Here is an 18,674-nt window from a genome sequence, read left to right on the forward strand (position 1 = left end):
TGTCGGGGCAGACAATCAGTGCGCTCCGGTGTCGGTCGCGTCAAAAGGGACGAGTAGCGTGCGCAGCAGGCCCGAAAGGGCCTGCTGTTCATGTTTTCCGAGACCAGCGAGCAGGTCGCGCTCACGGCGGAGCAGGTCGGCGAAGGCGTTGTCGACCCTGGCCCGCCCGGCGTCCGTCAGGGAGACCAGCACCCCGCGCCTGTCCTCGGGATCGGGACGGCGCCGCACCAGCCCGGCGGCGGTGAGCCTGTCGATCCGGTTGGTCATCGTCCCCGAGGTCACCAGGGTCGCGCGCAGCAGGGCTCCCGGGCTCAGCTCGTACGGCTCGCCGGCCCGCCGCAGCGCGGTGAGGACGTCGAACTCCCAGTTCTCGAGGTGGTGTTCGGCGAAGGCGGCCCGGCGGGCGCGGTCGAGATGACGGGCCAGCCGGGAGACCCGGCTCAGCACCTGGAGCGGCTCGACGTCCAGGTCGGGCCGTTCCTGGCGCCAGGCGGCGACCAGCCGATCCACCTCGTCGGAGGGTCGCTCGGCGTCGTTGTCCGCGTGGTGCAGGGTCATGCCGCGAGTCTATCTGTCTTGACATCGAGATACTGTGTGCACTGCCGGGCCGACGCCCGGCGGGCTCGGGCGCCACGGAGCCGGCGTCCTTCCTCGTCGCCCGGTCGCCGCGCTCCCTCGGTCCGGACACCGGCGCGTCCTCGCGGAAAGCCGGTCCGGGAGGCGCTTAGGAGGGCGACCCACTGTCGGGGAGGCCGCCGCCGCGTCGCGCCGAGAAGCGACTTCACAGGAGGATCGATGTCACGGGACGTGTGGGATCCGGCGGTCTACGGCCGCCATGCGGGTGAGCGGTCGCGGGCCTTCTTCGATCTCGTCGCCAGGATAGCCGCGGAGCGGCCCCGGCGGGTGGTCGACGCGGGCTGCGGGACGGGTGAGCTCACCGCGGAGCTGGCCAGGCGCTGGCCCGGCGCCGACGTTCACGGGTTCGACTCCTCGCCCGCGATGATCGGCGGGGCGGTCGCGGGGGACAGGCTGACCTTCTCCGTCGAGGACGTCACACGGTGGCGTCCCGAGGCCCCGGTCGACGTGATCGTGTCGAACGCCGTCCTGCAGTGGGTGCCCGGCCATCGTGAGGTGCTGTCGCGCTGGGTCGGGGCGCTCGCTCCCGGCGGCTGGCTCGCCTTCCAGGTTCCCGGCAACTTCGACGCCCCCAGTCACGCGCTGGTCCGCGGGCTGTGCCGTACCGAGAGATGGCGCGACCGGCTCGCGGACCTGGTCAGGGAGGCGCCGGTCGGCGACCCCGCGGAGTATCACGAACTGCTGGCGGGCGCGGGGTGCGAGGTGGACGCCTGGGAGACCACCTACCTGCACGTGCTCACCGGCGACGACACCGTTCTCGGGTGGATCACGGGCGCGGCGCTGCGTCCCATGCTCGACCGGCTGGACTCCGCGGAGGCGGACGCCTTTCTCGGCGACTGCGCCGCCCTGCTCGACGAGGCCTATCCTCGCGGTCCGCACGGCACGCTGTTCCCCTTCCGGAGGGTCTTCGCGGTGGCTCGAAAAGTGACCGAAGAATGAACGTCTCATGAACAAAAGAAGGGCTGGTGTGGCGGCAGCATCGCTGCTAGATGGGGGGTTACGGGGCAATCGTCCGGAGTTTCTGGACGAGTAACCGGGCATCAATAAATACTGCAAGGACGCGTAGATAACTGGGCAAGTCAGGGGATGGCCTGTGGCTATAGAAATAGAGGACAAGTTCGACGTCCCGGCGGACTACGAGCTTCCGGAACTGGCCGATCTGCCGGGGTGCTCGGAGGCCGTCGGCCCCAAGACCCACCAGCTCGTCGCGCTGTACTTCGACACCCCTGACCTGAGGCTGGCCGCTCGTGGGATCACTCTGCGGCGGCGCCGGGGCGGGACCGATCCAGGCTGGCACCTCAAGCTTCCCAAGGCCAAGGGCGTCCGGCAGGAGATCACCCACCCGCTGACCCGCAGCACGAAGATCGTCCCCTCCGAGCTGGCCGACCTCGTGCTCGCCTACACCCGTGGGGTCCCCCTCGCGCCCGTCGCCGAGCTGGACACCCGCCGCTCGGTGACCCAGCTGGTCAACGGCGCGGGGGTGCGGCTGGTGGAGATCGCCGACGACCGGGTCAAGGGCACCGTGCTCGGCGACCAGCCGCACGTCGAGCGCTGGCGCGAGGTCGAGGCCGAGCTGATCGAGGGCGACGAGAGACTGCTCGGCAAGGTCGGCAAGCGGCTGGTGAAGGCGGGCGCGTCCGCCGCCGACTCGGCCAGCAAGCTGTCCCGCGTGCTCAACGCCGTGGCCCCCGTCCCCGAGGTGCGGCTCGCCGAGACCAGGGCCGGGTCGGCGGGCGAGGTCGTCGTCGGCTATCTCAACGCCCAGGTGGCCGCCCTCCTGGCGCAGGACCCCCGGGTACGGCGTGCGGAGGAGGACGCGGTCCACCAGATGCGGGTCGCCTCCAGGCGGCTCCGCAGCGCGCTGAAGTCCTTCAAGACGATCGTCGAGGGGACCGAGGCCCTCCAGGAGGAGCTCAAGTGGCTGGCGGGCGTCCTCGGCGAGGCCCGTGACCTCGAGGTCATCAGGGAGCGCTTCGCCCACAGGCTGGAGACCCTCGACTCGGAGCTGATCGTCGGCCCGGTCGGCACCCGTCTCAGCTCCGACCTGCTGGACGCCGAGCACGAGGCCTACGACCGGATCAGGGAGGCGCTCGGCGGGGAGCGGTACTTCGCCCTGCTCGACGCCCTGGACGACCTGGTGGCGACCCCCGTGCTCACCAAGGCCGCGAAGAAGCCCGCCGACACCCTCGACGCCGTCGCGGCCAAGGGCTGGCGCCGGGTCACCCGGGCCTACGCCGTGGCGCAGGCGGTCGAGGGCGCCGACCGTGAGACCGCCATGCACGACGTGCGCAAGGCCGCCAAGCGGGCGCGTTACACGGCCGAGGTGCTCGGCATGAGCAAACTGGCCAAGCGTGCCGAGGCCGTGCAGGAGGTGCTGGGCACCCACCAGGACGGCGTCGTCGCCCAGGAGCGCCTGGCGGCCGAGGCGGCGAACGCCAGGCTCGCGGGGGAGGACACCTTCACCTACGGCGTGCTGACCGGCCTGGAGCGGGCGGGCGCGGAGCGGGCCTGGGAGGAGTTCCCCCGGGTCTGGGCCGAGACCGCGGAGGCGGTCGACGCGCTGCTGTGAGCCGACGCGCCGCCTGAGCGGTGAGTCGCGGTGAGGCGCGCTCAGGTGATGTAGCGGTCCACACCGACGATCTTGCCGTCGGTGTGGTGCAGCACCATGAACGCGCCCTTGCGCAGCTGCACGTCCCCGGGCCGGTCGATGACTCCCGCGATCAGCTCGGGGAGCACCTTGCCGTGGCTGCACAGCACCGCGGACCGGTCGGAGGCGATGGCCTTGGAGACCAGTCGCAGAGCGGCCCGCGGGTCGTAGTGGGTCTCCGTCAGCAGCCGCTCCTGACGGATCTCCAGGCCGGAGCTCTCCGCGTACGGTTCGAGGGTCTCCACGCACCGCCTGCTCGTGGAGCTGATCAGCTCCACGGGACGGTAGCCCGCCAGGGCGTCCGCGAGGACCTCGGCCTGCGTCCTGCCGATCTCGTCCAGCGGACGCTCGTCGTCGTCGCCCTCCCAGTCCTGGCGCGAGCCCGCCAGGCCGTGCCTGACCAGGACCAGCGGAGTGGTCGCCAGCGGCACCGCGGTGAGCGCGCGCAGCAGGCCCGCGTCCCACTCGTAGGTCAGCCGCCGCTTCGCCTCCTTCAGCGGCAGCCAGACCACCTCGTCCACCTCCTCGACGTCGGTGTAGCTCTCCCCGGAGACCACCCTGGCCGCCCAGTAGTCGACGCGCTTGAGCCGCTTGCCCTTCAGGTAGTGGATCGGCGGCAGCGACCGGCCGAGCATCGCGGTGATCCCGGTCTCCTCCGCCACCTCGCGCAGCGCCCCGGCGATGACGTGCTCGCCGGGCTTCAGCTTCCCCTTGGGGAAGGTCCAGTCGTCGTACTTCGGCCGGTGGACGAGCGCGACCTCGGGCGCAGACTCCGCCCCCCGCCACACCACCGCCCCTGCCGCTCGGATCATGTCTGTGGGATGGACGTCCAGTTCAGTCATCGATCGTTCTCCACCGCCGAGTGCTGACCAGATGGTTCTGCAGGTCCTCGCCGGGATGCCGGGCCCAGCTCCCGTCCGCGTTGAGCCACCAGGTGGAGGTCTCCTCCGACATCGCCCTGTCGAGGAGGGCGCTGAGGTAGACCCGCTGCTGCTGGCTGGTGACCTTTACCAGTGCCTCGACGCGGCGCTCGAGGTTGCGCCGCATCAGGTCGGCGCTGCCGATCCAGACCTCCGGTCTGCGGCCGTGACCGAACTCGTAGATCCGTGAGTGCTCGAGGAAGCGGCCGAGGACGCTCCTGACCCTGATGTTCTCCGAAAGGCCGGGGATCCCCGGCCGGAGCGTGCACACCCCGCGCACCCACAGGTCGACCGGGACACCCGCCTGCGAGGCGCGGTAGAGGGCGTCGATGACCAGCTCGTCCACCAGGGAGTTGGTCTTCATCCTGATGCTGGCCGGACGTCCCGCCTCCTGGTGGGAGATCTCCCGCTCGATCCTGGCCACGAGGCCGCCGCGCAGCGAGTGCGGGGCGACCAGCAGCCGCCGGTAGGCCGAGTGGTTGGAGTATCCGGTCAGGTGGATGAACAGGTCCGTGACGTCCTCGCCGACCAGCGGGTCCGCGGTCAGCAGGCCCAGGTCCTCGTAGTGCCTGGCCGTCTTGGGGTTGTAGTTGCCCGTGCCGATGTGGCAGTAGCTGCGCAGCTCGCCCGAGGGCTCCTGCCGTACGACGAGGGCGAGCTTGCAGTGGGTCTTGAGGCCGACCACCCCGTAGACCACGTGGCATCCGGCCCGCTCCAGCTTGCGCGCCCAGGTGATGTTGGCGTGCTCGTCGAACCGCGCCTTGATCTCCACGACCACGACGACCTGCTTGCCGGCCTCGGCCGCGTCGATCAACGCGTCCACGATCGGCGAGTCGCCGCTGGTCCGGTAGAGCGTCTGCTTGATGGCCAGCACGTTGGGGTCGGCCGCCGCCTGCTCGATGAAGCGCTGCACGCTCGTGGAGAACGAGTCGTACGGGTGGTGCAGCAGCACGTCCCGCTCGCGGAGGACCGCGAAGATGTCGTCCTCGACGTGGACCACCTCGGCGGGGACGAAGGGGCGGAAGCCGAGCTCCCCCCGGTCCAGGTCGGCGATCGCGTGCAGGCCGGTCAGGTCCAGCGGGCCGGGCAGCCGGTAGATCTCGTGCTGGGCCACGCCGAGCTCGTCGACCAGCAGTTCGAGCACCTCGTGCGTGATGCTGTCCTCGACCTCGAGCCGCACCGGCGGGCCGAAGCGGCGCTTGAGCAGCTCCCGCTCCAACGCCTGCATGAGGTTCTCCGTGACGTCCTCGTCCACGTCCAGGTCCTCGTTGCGGGTCACCCGGAAGACGTGGTGTTCCACGACCTCCATGCCCTTGAAGAGCTGGCCCAGGTGGGCGGCGATCACGTCTTCCAGCGGGACGAAGCGGTCCTTGGACGCCGCGACGAAGCGGGGAAGCTGGCTGGGCACCTTCACCCTGGCGAACACGGTGTTGCCGCTCACGGGATTTCGGACGGTAACGGCAAGGTTGAGAGACAAGCCCGAAATATAGGGAAAAGGATGGGCGGGATCGACCGCAAGCGGCGTCAGGACGGGCCGAATCCGTTCCCGGAACAGCTTGCGCATCTCGGTGCGCTCATCCCTGCCGAGGTCGTCCCAGCGCACGATCTCGATGCCCTCCGCGGCCAGTTGCGGCCGCAGCCTCTCGTGGAAGCAGGTCGAGTGCCGCTGCGCGAGGTCGTCGGCGATCGCGGCGATCCTGGCCAGCTCCTCGCGGGGCTTCAGTCCGCTCTTGGTGCGAAGCAGCAGGCCGGTGGCCATCCGGCGCTTGAGACCGGCCACCCGGACCCGGAAGAACTCATCCAGGTTGCTGGCGAAGATGGCCAGGAACTTGACCCTCTCCAGCAGCGGCAGCGAAGGGTCTTCGGCAAGCTCCAGAACCCGCTGGTTGAACTGCAACCAGCTCTCCTCACGGTTGAGGAAGCGTTCTTGTGGAAGGGGGATTCCTTCGGAGGTGGGGTGCGCGGGTTCGGCGGACATATGACCAGAATGCCCGCTTTGGTTGAACGGAACGTTAATTTAGGATCAACGGCCGCTGTTGCTTACTCGCTAGGTTCAAGTTTTCCCCGATCCTCACCGCTCCAACCGGACGGCTGGGCCTGTTGCACAGCCTGTCTGCCGGCGGTCCTGGCCTCCTTGGCGCGGATCTTCTCCTGTTCCTTGAGCTCCCGCTCGCGGATCCTCTCCTGCTCCTTGAGCAGTCGCTCCCGCTCGCGCTGCTCCCGCGCCCGCGCCTTCTCCTGCTCCCGCGCCAGCTTCTCCGCCTCGCGCCGCTCGCGTTCGCGGATCTTCTCCTGCTCCTTGAGCTCGCGTTCGCGGATCTTCTCCTGCTCCTTGAGCTCGCGTTCGCGGGCCTTCTCCTGTTCCTTGAGCTCCCGCTCGCGGGCCTTCTCCGCCTCGCGCGCCTCCTTGTCCGTCGGTCGCGCGGCAGGGGCAGGAGCAGGGGAGGGCGGGGGAGAGGGAGGGGTGAGGAGCGCGGCCTGACGCTGCTCCAGGAGGTGGGAGGAGGAGGTCAGGCGGGGGGTGGGGGCCAGGCCGGTGAGACCGTTCCACGCCAGGTTGACCAGATGCGCGGCCACCTCCTCGCGTGAGGGCCTGCGCACGTCCAGCCACCACTGACCGGTCAGCGCCACCATGCCGACCAGCATCTGCGCGTACATCGGCGCGAGCTTCGGGTCGTAGCCCCGCTCGGCGAACTGGTCGACCATCACGTCCTCGACCTGGCTCGCGATGTCGTTGATCAGGCTGGCGAACGTGCCCGTCCCCGAGGCCGCGTGGGAGTCGCGGACCAGGATGCGGAAGCCCTCGCTGTTCTCCTCCACGTAGGCCAGCAGGGCCAGGGCCGCCCGCTCCAGCTTGATCAGCGCGTGGGAGGCGGACAGGGCCTCGGTCACCATGCCGAGCAGCTTCTGCATCTCACGGTCGACGACGACCGCGTAGACGCCCTCCTTGCCGCCGAAGTGCTCGTAGACCACGGGTTTGGAGACGTTGGCGGTCGCCGCGATCTCCTCCACCGAGGTGCCGTCGAACCCTTTCTCCGCGAACAGGGTCCGGCTGATCTGGATCAGCTGCTCCCGGCGTTCCTTGCCTGACATGCGTCGTCGGGGTTCGCTCACGTCTCTAATAATGGCGCTCCCCGATCGCGAAACGGGAACCATATTCCGGCCCGCCCCCGTGACGGAGGCCCGGCCGACGGCCGCGGCGGAGGTGTTCGCCGAGGTGACGCCCACGCGGGGGCCGGACGGCTTCGTGGCCGCGCGGGCCGGGGAGACGGCGCCGCGGGGAGCGTCGGGGGGAGCGTCGGGGGAGGAGGCGGAAGAGGACGGCGAACGTGTCGTGGAAGGCGCCGTGACCACGCGGGCCGCCGGGGCGGCCCTCGGGTGACTGTCAGGCGGCAATGCGCTTCGCCGCCAGTCGTTCCGGCGTCGGCCAGCGGACGTCGTGGACCCAGCCCGCCTTCTCGAACCAGCGGATGACGCCCGCGCTGAGGTCGATCTGACCCTTGAGCGCGCCGTGCCGGGCGCAGGTCGGGTCGGAGTGGTGCAGGTTGTGCCAGGACTCGCCGAAGGACGGGATGGCCAGCCACCACACGTTGCGTGACTTGTCACGCGACTCGAAGACCTCTTCGCCGAAGACGTGGCAGATGGAGTTGATCGACCAGGTCACGTGGTGCAGCAGCCCGATGCGGACCAGCGTGCCCCAGAAGAACCCGGTGAGCATGCCCCACCACGACCACGACAGCAGGCCGCCCAGCACCGCGGGCAGCACCATGGAGGTGATCGCCATCACGGGGAAGAGCTTGTGGAGCTTGATGATGTCGGGGTCCTTGACGAGGTCGGGCGCGTACTTCTCGCGGTTCGCCCTGTCCGCCTCGAAGAGCCAGCCCATGTGCGCCCACAGCAACCCCTTGGTCACCGGCAGGAAACCGGTGCCGAACCGCCACGGCGAGTGCGGGTCACCCTCCTTGTCGGAGAACTTGTGGTGCTTGCGGTGGGTGGCCACCCAGTCGAGCACCGACATCTCCAGCGAGAGGCTGCCCGCGATGCCGAGCGCGATCTTCATCGGGCGCTTGGCCTTGAACGAGCCGTGGGTGAAGTAGCGGTGCAGGCCGACGGTCACGCCCAGCCCGGTGATCACGTAGAACACGGAGGCGATCACCACGTCGCTCCAGCCGAGCCCCCACCCCCAGGCGAACGGGACGGCGGCGATCAGGGCGATCAGCGGCGCGGCGACGACCACTCCGAAGGTGATGATCTCGGGGGTCGTCTTCGGCTCGGGGTCGACGTCCGGTTTGGGGCCCGGAGCGGGGCGGTCTTCGATGACGGTCATGCACTACCTCGCGTGGGCTTGGAGGGAGGTGGGCTTTTGTCTGGCTACGCAACCGTAACCTACGCCATCGTAAGTTAGGAATCCCTAAGCATCGAATGTGGGGAAGGTGACTCTCTGCGGCTGGACCCGTAGGGGTTTCATGACTTGTGTACCACCACCCTCACCTGCTAAACGACGTCCTCGGCGTGGCGCGCCCGTGTCCAGGGCGGAGAGAGGCGGGCCCCGTGCCCGACGAGGTCTCAAAACGAGGCGCGTTTGATATCAAGGGGTCGGTATCGTAGGGGGGCCGGGCGTTCGGATTGAGACCGAACCGCCAGGCTGATCCGGCATTGGGTAATTGGCAGCCCGCAAGGTTTTGGTCCTTGTTGTCCAGGTTCGAGTCCTGGTGCCGGAGCTGTCTCTTCTGTCTTGTTTGGCAACTCGGCTGGTCGGCTGGGTGGATTCGCAGGCGGGCAGGTATCCTCACGTTGTCGAGTGGGTGACGGGACGGTTTCCAGGCGGTAGCCGTACCTCACTCCACTTCGTCATGTCTCAGCCGCGACGCCGAGGGAGCCTCGTCCGTGAGTGTGCCGCGCCCGGCCGCCGTCATCGTCCTCGCCGCAGGTGAGGGCACCCGGATGAAATCGAAAACGCCCAAGATCTTGCACGAGCTGTGCGGCCGCACCCTGGTCGACCACATGCTCACAGCCGCCCGAGGACTCGAACCCGGGCGGCTCATTGTTGTCATCGGCCACGAACGAGATCGGGTCCAGGCGCACCTGTCGCGGACCAGCCCCGACGCCCAAGCCGTCGTGCAGACCGAGCAGAGGGGGACCGGTCACGCGGTCAGGGTCGTGCTGGAGCAGGTCGGCGCGATCGACGGCACCGTCCTGGTCACCTACGGGGACACCCCGCTGCTGCGCTCCGAGACCCTCGCCGGGCTCCTGGAGCAGCACGGCGCCGACGGCAACGCCGTCACCGTGCTCACCGCCGAGGTTCCCGACCCGTACGGCTACGGCCGGATCGTGCGCGACACCACTGGAGCGGTCCTGCAGATCGTCGAGGAGAAGGACGCCACTCCTCAGCAGCGGGCGATCAGGGAGATGAACTCCGGCGTCTACGCCTTCGACGGGGCCCTGCTGGCCGACGCGGTCAAGCGGGTCTCCACCTCCAACGCCCAGGGCGAGGAGTACCTCACCGACGTCCTGTCCATCCTGCGGGAGGACGGCCACCGGGTCGGCGCGCACGTCGCGGCCGACCACGTCGAGGTCGAGGGCGTCAACGACCGGGTGCAGCTCGCCTTCGCCCGCAAGGTCCTCAACGCCCGGTTGCTGGAGGCGCACATGCGCGCGGGGGTCACCGTGATCGACCCCGACAGCACGTGGGTCGACGTGGACGTGACCCTGGAACAGGACGTGGTGATCCACCCCGGCACCCAGCTGCACGGCCGTACGGCGGTCGCGGAGGGCGCGGAGATCGGCCCGGCCTCCACGCTGACCGACACGGTCGTCGGCGAGGGGGCGGTGGTGCGCAACGCGGTCTGCCTCGAGGCCGAGATCGGGCCCCAGGCGCTCGTCGGGCCGTACGCCTACCTGCGCCCCGGCACCGTGCTGGCCCGCAAGGCCAAGGCCGGGACCTACGTCGAGATGAAGAACGCGCGGGTCGGCGAGGGCGCCAAGGTGCCGCACCTCACCTATGTCGGCGACGCGGTCATCGGCGCGGGATCGAACATCGGCGCCTCGGCGATCTTCGTCAACTACGACGGGGTCGACAAGCACCAGACGACGATCGGCGAGCACGCCTTCGTCGGGTGCGACACCATGCTCGTCGCGCCGGTGAACATCGGCGACGGCGCATTCACTGCCGCGGGCTCGGTCATCACCAACGACGTCCCCCCGGGGGCGATCGGCGTGGCCCGTGGACAGCAGCGCAACATTGAAGGGTGGGTCGCGCGCAAGCGCGCGGGCACCAAGTCGGCCGACGCGGCGCTGCGGGCCGCCGAGGCCGAGAACCAGCAGGGGAGCAAGACGTGAGCGAGCGAAGCGAGCGGGCCAGTGGGCGCGGCGGCGTCGCTAATGCAACGGTTGGCCGTCACAACGGGAGGACGGCATGAGCGGCATCAAGCAGACCGGTGAGAAGAACCTGATGTTCTTCTCCGGGCGCGCGTACCCGGAACTGGCCGAGGAGGTGGCCAGTCACCTCGGCGTCGACACGACGCCGACCACGCTGCGTGACTTCGCCAACGGGGAGATCTACGCCCGCTACCGGGAGTCGGTGCGGGGTTGCGACGCCTTCGTGATCCAGAGTCACACCGGCCCCATCAACAAGTGGATCATGGAGCAGCTGATCATGGTGGACGCGCTCAAGCGCGCCTCCGCCAAGCGGATCACCGTGATCATGCCGTTCTTCGGCTACGCCCGCCAGGACAAGAAGGGGCGGGGGCGCGAGCCCATCACCGCCCGCCTGATGGCGGACCTGTTCAAGACCGCGGGCGCCGACCGGCTGATGTCGATCGACCTGCACACCTCCCAGATCCAGGGCTTCTTCGACGGTCCCGTCGACCACCTGTTCGCCATGCCCGTGCTGGTCAACTACCTCAAGGACAAGCTGGACCTGGAGAACACCACCATCGTCTCGCCCGACACCGGCCGGGTGCGGCTGTCGGAGCGGTGGGCCGACACGCTGGGCACCCCGATGGCCTTCATCCACAAGCGCCGCGACCTCGACGTGGCCAACCAGGTGAAGGTCAACGAGGTCGTCGGCAAGGTGCGGGGCCGCACCTGCGTGCTGATCGACGACATGATCGACACCGCGGGCACGATCTGCAAGGCGGCCGACGCGCTGTACGAGCAGGGCGCGACCAACGTGCTCGTCGCCGCGACGCACGCGGTGTTCTCCGACCCCGCGGTCGACAGGCTGAAGAACTCCAAGATCTCCGAAGTGATCGTCACCAACACGCTGCCGCTCGAAGAGGACAAGAGGTTCGACAAGCTCACCGTGCTGTCGATCGCCCCGCTGATCGCCCGCGCGATCACCGAGGTGTTCAGCGACGGCTCCGTGACGAGCCTGTTCGAGGGCGACAGCTGACCTTCGAGGTCACACGCCACAACCCGGCCCGGTGGCCCGCACGGCTCACCGGGCCGTGCGGTCGCCACGCGCGATAAGCTGTACAGGTTCTGCACGCTCGTAACGCCTTCCGCTAGGGCGGGTGAGGGAGAGCGTGCCCTCCACCGAAGATCCCTAGGAGATCAGTCGTGTCCGAAGTAGTCATCAACGCCGAGTCCCGCTCCGACTTCGGCAAGGGCGCCGCCCGCAAGATCCGTCGCGAGCACAAGGTGCCCGTCGTCCTCTACGGCCACGGCACGGACCCCAGGCACCTGTCGCTGCCGGGCCACGAGCTCCTGCTCGCCCTGCGCACGCCGAACGTCCTGATCCGCCTCGAGGGCGCGGTCACCGAGCTGGCGCTGCCCAAGGGCGTCCAGCGTGACCCGATCAAGGGCTTCCTCGAGCACGTCGACCTCCTCCTCGTCAAGCGCGGCGAGAAGGTCACCGTCGACATCCCCGTCACCGTGACCGGCGAGGTCGCCGACGGCCTCCTCGACCAGCAGCTGGTCTCCGTCTCGGTCGAGGCCGAGGCCACCCACATCCCGACGGGCGTCGAGGTGGACGTCGAGGGCCTGGAGATCGGCGCCCAGATCACCGCGGGCGACCTGAAGCTTCCCAAGGGCACGACCCTGGTCGCCGACCCCGAGACGCTGGTCCTGCACGTCACCGCCGCCCCGACCGCCGAGCCGGAGGCCGAGGCCGCCGAGGGCGAGCAGGCCGCTGAGGGCGAGGCCGCCGAGGCTGAGGCCGCCGAGGCCGCCGAGTAGTCCTCTCCGCCACACCCTGTCAGGGCAGTCCGAGACCGGGCTGCCCTGACGCGCATCGGAGGGACCGTCAGGGACGGGTTCGGCTTGGGCGCGTCGGTGTCTGGCCTACGTGCTCAACCTCCCGTGTGGCCGGGACCGGTTGTCGGCTTGGGCGCGTCGGTGTCTGGACTGAGGAACGCAGGAGCGCAGCGACGGAGTGACGAGGGAAGACGCCGACCCGGAAGCGCCCAAGCCCGCGACGCCGCCAGGCGTCGCAAACAAGCAGGGCCCGCGACGCCGTCAGGCGTCGCAATAAACACGAGAAGGGAAGCCGACCGTGGACCGCTGGTTGGTCGTGGGCCTGGGGAATCCCGGCGCCGAGTACGCCGGGAACCGGCACAACGCGGGCTTCATGGTGCTCGACGAGCTCGCCGCGCGGGCCGGCGGCAGGTTCAAGGCGCACAGATCGCGGGCCGAGGTGCTGGAGGGGCGGCTCGCGGGCGTCCCGGCCGTCCTGGCCAAGCCGCTGTCCTTCATGAACCTCTCCGGCGGCCCGGTGAAGGTCCTCACCGACTTCTACAAGGTGGACCCCGCCAGGGTGGTCGTCGTCCACGACGAGCTGGACATCCCGTACGGCGCGCTCAGGGCCAAGCTGGGCGGTGGCGACAACGGCCACAACGGGCTGAAGTCGATCACCAAGTCCCTGGCGACCAAGGACTACCTGCGGGTGCGGTTCGGCATCGGCCGCCCGCCGGGCCGGATGGACGCCGCGACCTTCGTCCTGCGCGACTTCGCGACCGCCGAGCGCAAGGACCTGCCGTTCCTGGTCGACAGGGCGGCCGACGTCGTCGAGTCCCTCATCAGGGCGGGCCTGGAGGCGACGCAGAACGCCTTCCACACGGGAGACCTGAACATCTCGGGCCCGCCCAGATAGTCTCGCCGGGCTTCGCACGGAGCCTGAGCGGGGCCTGAGCGGGGCCTGAGCGGGGCCGATCCTGACGCTCGGATCTCAGGACTCGCCGAAGACCATGAGATTCTGGAGCAGCTCGGCCTGCTCCATCGCGTCGTCGAGGGCGTTGTGGGTGTGCGGTCGCGTCGACAGCAGGTGCTTGGGCATCTGCCGTTTGGTCGCCCACCCGACGGGCACGCCCGCCTTCGCCGCGTACATCGTCTTCATGTCGACGCAGCGGGAGTGCCCGAACGGCGAGGCTCCGGCGAAACGCATGAAGTACCAGTACATCCACATCCAGTCGTAGGAGAGTGGATACGCCGCCAGCACCGGTGTGCTGTTGCCGCACACCTCGCGGATCCAGACGGCGGCGTTCCTCATCGCCTCGGCCGGGTCCAGTCCCTCGCGGACCAGCGTCTCCCGGTCGAGCCCGCTGACGGCGAGCGCCTCCGGCACGTGGTCGTCGCTGATGGGACGCAGCTCGGCGTAGAACGTGTGGGCCCGCGGGTCGATCGGCTGGAAGTCCCTACCGGTCATCCTCCCCGCCACGACCATGCCGAAGCTGGACATCGAGTACGGTCCGGGAATCGGGCCGTCGGCCTCGACGTCCACAGAGATGTACGTTTCGGTCTTCAAACCTCGGGCCCCTGTTCTTCCCGCTAGCATTCGGTAACTGTCCGTTGGCATCTGGTTACGCAGGGGGAGCGTGTGCGCGACGTGACCGTCGTCCAGGCGACGCCGAGGGCCGTGCCCGTGAGCCGTCCGAGCGTGCCCGGCTGGGTCCGCCGGCACAGGGCGCGGGCTGTCGCCGCCGACATCGGCTCCGCCTCTCTCGCCGGGGCGCTCGCCCTGTTCGTTCGATTCGGCGAGGTTACTCCCTATGTGACCCCCTACGTGATGTTGAGCGCCGCGCTTCCCCTCGTCTGGGTCTGCGCGATCAGGGTCAACCGCGCCTACGAGCCCCGCCTGATCGGTCTCGGGGCCGAGGAGTTCCAGCGGATCTTCCAGTGCGGGTTCACGCTCACCGCCGCGCTGGCCATCGGGGCCTACGTGACCAAGACCGACGTGGCCAGGGGTTACGTGGTGCTGGCCGTTCCGCTGGCGACGGTGGTCACCATCCTCGCGAGGTACGGCCTGCGGCGCTCCCTGCACCGCAGGCGGGCCGCGGGGGCGTGCATGCGCAGGGTCGTGGCGGTCGGCCACCGCGCCGCGATCGTCGACCTGGTCCGCCGTTTCCGCAGGGAGCCCTACCACGGCATGGAGGTCGTCGGCGTCTGCATGCCCTACGACGGCATGGGAGACGTGGAGGGCGTGCCCGTCCTGGGTGGCATGTCCGACGTCCCGCTCGTGGTCGCCCAGCTCTCCGCCGACACCGTGGCGGTGCTGGCCTGTCCGGAGATGGACGGGGTCGCGCTGCGGCGTCTCGCCTGGCGTCTTGAGCGGACCGCGACCGACCTGGTGGTCGCCCCGGCGCTGATGGAGGTGGCGGGGCCCCGGATCACGATCCGTCCCGCGGCCGGGCTTCCGCTGCTGCACGTCGACCATCCCGAGCTCGCGGGTCTGCGCCAGCTGCTCAAGAACCTCTTCGACCGCGTCGGGGCGGGGCTGCTGCTGGTCGCCCTGGCGCCGCTGTTCGCCGTGCTGGCCGTGGCCGTGCGCGCCTCGAGCCCGGGTCCGGTGTTCTTCCGCCAGAGGCGGGTCGGCAGGGACGGGGCCGAGTTCACGATCTACAAGTTCCGGACGATGGCCGTCGACGCCGAGCGGCGCAGGGCCGACCTCGCCGGTGACGGGCGGAGCATGCTGTTCAAGATCCGGAATGACCCGCGCATCACTCCCCTGGGCGCCCGGCTGCGACGTCACTCCCTGGACGAGCTGCCGCAGCTGATCAACGTGGTGTTCGGTCAGATGTCGCTGGTCGGTCCGAGGCCGCCGCTGCCCGAGGAGGTCGCCAGATACGGTGACGATGTCCGGCGCAGGCTGTTGGTCAAGCCGGGCATGACAGGCCTGTGGCAAGTGAGTGGGCGGTCTGACCTCTCTTGGGAGGAATCTGTACGGTTAGACCTGCGTTATGTGGAGAACTGGTCCCTGACACTGGACCTGCAGATCCTGTGGAAGACCTGGTCGGCTGTCGCGCGAGGGGCTGGAGCATATTGATGACGATTCGCGACGATCACATTCTCGCCGCGAACCTGGCGACCGAGGCGGGCGAAAGACTCCTCGCGCTGCGTGAGAAGACGGGGTTCGACGACCCGTCCGCGCTCCGCGCCGAGGGCGACACCGCCTCCCACCTGTTTCTGATGGAGGCGCTGACGGCCTCACGCCCAGGTGACAGTGTGCTGTCCGAGGAGGCGACCCAGGCGGAGCGTCTCGATCCCCGCCGCCTCACGGCCGAGCGCGTGTGGATCGTCGACCCGCTGGACGGCACCCGCGAGTTCGCCGAGGAGGGGCGCGCCGACTGGGCGGTCCACGTGGCGCTCTGGGAGCGCGGCGCGCTGACCGCCGGAGCGGTCGCGCTGCCCGCCGCGGGCAGGACGCTCTCGACCCTCGAACCCCCCGTGTTGCCCGAGCTCAGGGCGGGCGCCAGGCCGCGGATCGCGGTCAGCAGGACCAGGCCGCCCGAGTTCGTCAGGGAACTGGCCGACCTCGTGGGCGCCGACCTGGTGCCGATCGGCTCGGCGGGCGCCAAGATCTCCGCTGTCCTCACCGGACAGGTCGAGGCCTACGTGCACGCGGGCGGCCAGTACGAATGGGACTCCGCCGCCCCGGTGGCCGTCGCGCTCGCCTCCGGAGCCCATGCCAGCCGCGTCGACGGTTCTCCCCTGACCTACAACCAGGGCGACCCCTCGCTGCCGGATATCCTTGTTTCCCTACCGGGACTGGCGCCGACGTTGCTCGCCGGAATCCGGGATCTCCACCGATAATCCCCGCTAGGAGAGTCAGATGCTTCAGCGCGACTACACCACGTCGCAGCTCGATGTCCTCGAGGCAGAGGCCATTCACATCATGCGTGAGGTCGCGGCTGAGTTCGAGCGCCCCTGTCTGCTCTTCTCCGGCGGGAAGGACTCCATCGTCATGCTCCGCATCGCGGAGAAGGCGTTCTGGCCCGCGCCGATCCCGTTCCCGCTGATGCACGTCGACACCGGGCACAACTTCGCCGAGGTCATCGAGTTCCGCGACCGCAGGGCGGCGGAGCTGGGCGCCCGTCTCGTCGTGGCGAGCGTGCAGGACTCCATCGACGCCGGGCGCGTGGTCGAGGAGACGGGGCGCAGGGCCTCCCGCAACCGGCTGCAGACCACCACCCTGCTGGACGCGATCGAGGACAACGAGTACGACGCCGTGTTCGGCGGAGCCCGCCGCGACGAGGAGAAGGCCCGCGCCAAGGAGCGGGTGTTCTCCTTCCGCGACGACTTCGGCCAGTGGGACCCGAAGAACCAGCGCCCCGAGCTGTGGAACCTCTACAACTCGCGGATCCGCAAGGGCGAGCACATCCGGGTGTTCCCGCTGTCCAACTGGACCGAGCTCGACATCTGGGACTACATCCGCCGCGAGGGCATCGAGATCCCGTCGATCTACTACGCCCACACGCGCAAGGTGTTCGAGCGCGACGGCATGCTGCTGGCCGACAGCGAGTTCATCACCCGCGACGAGGACGAGCAGCTCGTGGAGATGACGGTCCGCTACCGCACGGTGGGCGACGTGACCTGCACGGGCGCGGTGCAGTCCGCCGCCGCGACGGTCGAGGAGATCATCGACGAGATCGCCGCGACCCGGCTCACCGAACGCGGCGCGACCCGCGCCGACGACCGGGCCTCCGAGGCGTCGATGGAAGACCGCAAGCGGGAGGGATACTTCTAGTGCGTGACGTCCTGTCGCACCGGCCCGTCCCCTCGTGGGAGGGGGCACGCGTGGTCCGGGGGGCACTTCCCGCAGGCGTCGCCCTGTCGCGCCGGCCGTTCCCGCCGGTGCAAGCCCAACCGCGTGTGGTCCGGGGCACGCTCCCGGCACAGCCTTCCCGCGAAAGCCGTACGACCTCTGGAGAGCAGTTCTGATGGACATCCTTCGCTTTGCCACGGCGGGAAGCGTCGACGACGGAAAGTCGACCCTCATCGGGCGGCTGCTCTTCGACTCCAAGGCCATCTTCGAAGACCAGCTCGAGGCCGTCGAGCGCACCTCCCGCGACCGCGGCACCGACTACACCGACCTGTCGCTGCTCACCGACGGCCTGCGGGCCGAGCGGGAGCAGGGCATCACCATCGACGTGGCCTACCGCTACTTCGCCACGCCCAAGCGCAAGTTCATCATCGCCGACACCCCGGGGCACATCCAGTACACCCGGAACATGGTCACCGGCGCCTCCACCGCGGACCTGGCGATCGTCCTGATCGACGCGCGCAAGGGCGTGCTGGAGCAGTCGCGGCGGCACGCCTTCCTGACCACGCTGCTGCGGGTGCCGCACCTGGTGCTGGCGGTCAACAAGATGGACCTGGTCGACTACTCCCAGGAGCGGTTCGAGGAGATCCGTGAGGAGTTCACCGCGTTCGCCTCCAAGCTGAACGCCCCCGACCTGACGTTCATCCCGATCTCCGCGCTGCACGGCGACAACGTGGTCTCCCGTTCGGAGAACATGCCGTGGTACAACGGCTCCTCGCTGCTGCACCACCTCGAGCACCTGCACATCGCCTCCGACCGGAACCTGGTCGACGTCCGCTTCCCGGTGCAGTACGTCATCAGGCCGCAGCGGGCCACCGACCCGGCCTTCCACGACTACCGCGGCTACGCGGGCCAGGTCGCGGGCGGCGTGCTGAAGCCCGGCGACGAGGTGATGCACCTGCCCTCGGGGCTGACCACGCGCATCGCCTCGATCGACACCTACGACGGCCCGGTGGACGAGGCGTTCCCGCCGATGGCGGTGACCCTCCGCCTCGAGGACGACATCGACATCTCCCGCGGCGACATGATCTGCCGTCCGAACAACCAGCCGCACGCCGCCCAGGAACTCGAGGCGATGGTCTGCTGGATGACCGACGCGAGCAAGCTCAGCCCGCGCACCAAGCTGACCATCAAGCAGACCACCCGCACGGCCCGTGCGCTGGTCCGCGACCTGCACTACCGCCTTGACGTCAACACCCTGCACCGCGACGAGTCGGCCCAGTCGCTCAGCCTGAACGAGATCGGCCGCGTCTCGCTCCGCGTGACCCAGCCCCTGTTCGTGGACGACTACGCGAGAAACCGCCTCACCGGCGGCTTCATCCTCGTGGACGAGGCCACCAACAACACCGTCGGCGCCGGGATGATCGTCGAAGCGCGGTAGCCCCTCCCGAGAAGCCCCTGGCGGTGGATCGCGCGGCCGGTTCCGGCGGCCACC

Annotated in this window: 17 protein-coding genes and 1 tRNA gene; 12 read left to right on the forward strand and 6 right to left on the reverse strand. The window is 69.4% G+C overall.

Annotation, left to right across the window (positions count from 1 at the left end):
- Positions 1-15: 15 nt before the first annotated feature.
- Positions 16-558 carry a MarR family winged helix-turn-helix transcriptional regulator gene (locus tag PKF00_RS24280; protein WP_271219932.1) on the reverse strand — a complete coding sequence of 181 codons (543 nt, stop codon included), beginning with the start codon at positions 556-558 and terminating at the stop codon, positions 16-18.
- Positions 559-795: 237 nt separating this feature from the next.
- Between PKF00_RS24280 and PKF00_RS24285 the strand changes: the two genes are divergently transcribed.
- Positions 796-1,575, forward strand: a complete 780-nt coding sequence (locus tag PKF00_RS24285) for a trans-aconitate 2-methyltransferase (protein WP_271219933.1) — start codon at positions 796-798, stop codon at positions 1,573-1,575.
- A gap of 154 nt (positions 1,576-1,729) precedes the next feature.
- Positions 1,730-3,205, forward strand: a complete 1,476-nt coding sequence (locus tag PKF00_RS24290; protein ID WP_271219934.1) for a CYTH and CHAD domain-containing protein — start codon at positions 1,730-1,732, stop codon at positions 3,203-3,205.
- 41 nt (positions 3,206-3,246) lie between these two features.
- Here PKF00_RS24290 and PKF00_RS24295 read toward each other — a convergent pair whose 3' ends face one another.
- From PKF00_RS24295 to PKF00_RS24305, 3 genes are all read right to left on the reverse strand, one after another.
- Positions 3,247-4,125 carry an NUDIX hydrolase gene (locus PKF00_RS24295; protein ID WP_271219935.1) on the reverse strand — a complete coding sequence of 293 codons (879 nt, stop codon included), beginning with the start codon at positions 4,123-4,125 and terminating at the stop codon, positions 3,247-3,249.
- On the reverse strand, positions 4,118-6,181 hold the full coding sequence (locus PKF00_RS24300) for an RNA degradosome polyphosphate kinase (RefSeq protein ID WP_271219936.1): 2,064 nt from the start codon (positions 6,179-6,181) through the stop codon (positions 4,118-4,120). The genes PKF00_RS24295 and PKF00_RS24300 overlap by 8 nt, the downstream gene beginning before the upstream one ends.
- A gap of 62 nt (positions 6,182-6,243) precedes the next feature.
- Positions 6,244-7,317 (reverse strand): TetR family transcriptional regulator, encoded by a 1,074-nt coding sequence (locus tag PKF00_RS24305; RefSeq protein WP_271219937.1) that lies wholly within the window; start codon positions 7,315-7,317, stop codon positions 6,244-6,246.
- 58 nt (positions 7,318-7,375) lie between these two features.
- On the opposite strand from PKF00_RS24305, the gene PKF00_RS24310 reads away from it, so the two are divergent.
- Complete coding sequence (locus PKF00_RS24310; RefSeq protein ID WP_271219938.1) at positions 7,376-7,585, forward strand: hypothetical protein; 210 nt, start codon at positions 7,376-7,378, stop codon at positions 7,583-7,585.
- A gap of 3 nt (positions 7,586-7,588) precedes the next feature.
- Here PKF00_RS24310 and PKF00_RS24315 read toward each other — a convergent pair whose 3' ends face one another.
- Positions 7,589-8,530: an acyl-CoA desaturase gene (locus PKF00_RS24315; protein WP_271219939.1), complete on the reverse strand. Its 942-nt coding sequence runs from the start codon at positions 8,528-8,530 to the stop codon at positions 7,589-7,591.
- A 322-nt stretch (positions 8,531-8,852) separates the two neighbouring features.
- On the opposite strand from PKF00_RS24315, the gene PKF00_RS24320 reads away from it, so the two are divergent.
- From PKF00_RS24320 to pth, 5 genes are all read left to right on the forward strand, one after another.
- Positions 8,853-8,924: transfer RNA gene (locus tag PKF00_RS24320), tRNA-Gln, on the forward strand.
- Positions 8,925-9,090: 166 nt separating this feature from the next.
- Positions 9,091-10,542: a bifunctional UDP-N-acetylglucosamine diphosphorylase/glucosamine-1-phosphate N-acetyltransferase GlmU gene (gene glmU, locus PKF00_RS24325; protein WP_271219940.1), complete on the forward strand. Its 1,452-nt coding sequence runs from the start codon at positions 9,091-9,093 to the stop codon at positions 10,540-10,542.
- Between the two features lie 76 nt (positions 10,543-10,618).
- Positions 10,619-11,596 (forward strand): ribose-phosphate diphosphokinase, encoded by a 978-nt coding sequence (locus tag PKF00_RS24330; protein WP_271219941.1) that lies wholly within the window; start codon positions 10,619-10,621, stop codon positions 11,594-11,596.
- A 167-nt stretch (positions 11,597-11,763) separates the two neighbouring features.
- Positions 11,764-12,381 carry a 50S ribosomal protein L25/general stress protein Ctc gene (locus PKF00_RS24335; protein ID WP_271219942.1) on the forward strand — a complete coding sequence of 206 codons (618 nt, stop codon included), beginning with the start codon at positions 11,764-11,766 and terminating at the stop codon, positions 12,379-12,381.
- A gap of 316 nt (positions 12,382-12,697) precedes the next feature.
- A complete protein-coding gene (gene pth, locus PKF00_RS24340) occupies positions 12,698-13,294 on the forward strand; it encodes an aminoacyl-tRNA hydrolase (protein WP_271219943.1) in 597 nt (198 codons plus the stop codon).
- A 75-nt stretch (positions 13,295-13,369) separates the two neighbouring features.
- Here pth and PKF00_RS24345 read toward each other — a convergent pair whose 3' ends face one another.
- Positions 13,370-13,945, reverse strand: coding sequence for a 3'-5' exonuclease (locus PKF00_RS24345; RefSeq protein ID WP_271219944.1), 576 nt, complete (start codon positions 13,943-13,945; stop codon positions 13,370-13,372).
- An 81-nt stretch (positions 13,946-14,026) separates the two neighbouring features.
- On the opposite strand from PKF00_RS24345, the gene PKF00_RS24350 reads away from it, so the two are divergent.
- The 4 genes from PKF00_RS24350 (at position 14,027) to cysN (ending at position 18,620) form a co-directional block, all read left to right on the forward strand.
- On the forward strand, positions 14,027-15,463 hold the full coding sequence (locus PKF00_RS24350) for a sugar transferase (protein ID WP_271220131.1): 1,437 nt from the start codon (positions 14,027-14,029) through the stop codon (positions 15,461-15,463).
- On the forward strand, positions 15,463-16,230 hold the full coding sequence (locus PKF00_RS24355; RefSeq protein ID WP_271219945.1) for a 3'(2'),5'-bisphosphate nucleotidase CysQ: 768 nt from the start codon (positions 15,463-15,465) through the stop codon (positions 16,228-16,230). Before PKF00_RS24350 ends, PKF00_RS24355 begins: the two co-directional genes overlap by 1 nt.
- Before the next feature lie 19 nt (positions 16,231-16,249).
- Positions 16,250-17,164 carry a sulfate adenylyltransferase subunit CysD gene (gene cysD / locus PKF00_RS24360; RefSeq protein ID WP_271219946.1) on the forward strand — a complete coding sequence of 305 codons (915 nt, stop codon included), beginning with the start codon at positions 16,250-16,252 and terminating at the stop codon, positions 17,162-17,164.
- Positions 17,165-17,357: 193 nt separating this feature from the next.
- A complete protein-coding gene (gene cysN / locus PKF00_RS24365) occupies positions 17,358-18,620 on the forward strand; it encodes a sulfate adenylyltransferase subunit CysN (RefSeq protein WP_271219947.1) in 1,263 nt (420 codons plus the stop codon).
- Positions 18,621-18,674 lie beyond the last annotated feature (54 nt).

This window comes from Streptosporangium carneum (genome assembly GCF_027922005.1).
Taxonomy (GTDB): domain Bacteria; phylum Actinomycetota; class Actinomycetes; order Streptosporangiales; family Streptosporangiaceae; genus Streptosporangium; species Streptosporangium carneum.

Coding starts and splice junctions, on each gene's coding strand:
- PKF00_RS24280 (WP_271219932.1), bottom strand. CDS start 558: ATGACCCTGCACCACGCGGACAACGACGCCGAGCGACCCTCCGACGAG.
- PKF00_RS24285 (WP_271219933.1), top strand. CDS start 796: ATGTCACGGGACGTGTGGGATCCGGCGGTCTACGGCCGCCATGCGGGT.
- PKF00_RS24295 (WP_271219935.1), bottom strand. CDS start 4,125: ATGACTGAACTGGACGTCCATCCCACAGACATGATCCGAGCGGCAGGG.
- PKF00_RS24300 (WP_271219936.1), bottom strand. CDS start 6,181: ATGTCCGCCGAACCCGCGCACCCCACCTCCGAAGGAATCCCCCTTCCA.
- PKF00_RS24315 (WP_271219939.1), bottom strand. CDS start 8,530: ATGACCGTCATCGAAGACCGCCCCGCTCCGGGCCCCAAACCGGACGTC.
- PKF00_RS24330 (WP_271219941.1), top strand. CDS start 10,619: ATGAGCGGCATCAAGCAGACCGGTGAGAAGAACCTGATGTTCTTCTCC.
- PKF00_RS24355 (WP_271219945.1), top strand. CDS start 15,463: ATGACGATTCGCGACGATCACATTCTCGCCGCGAACCTGGCGACCGAG.
- cysD (WP_271219946.1), top strand. CDS start 16,250: ATGCTTCAGCGCGACTACACCACGTCGCAGCTCGATGTCCTCGAGGCA.
- cysN (WP_271219947.1), top strand. CDS start 17,358: ATGGACATCCTTCGCTTTGCCACGGCGGGAAGCGTCGACGACGGAAAG.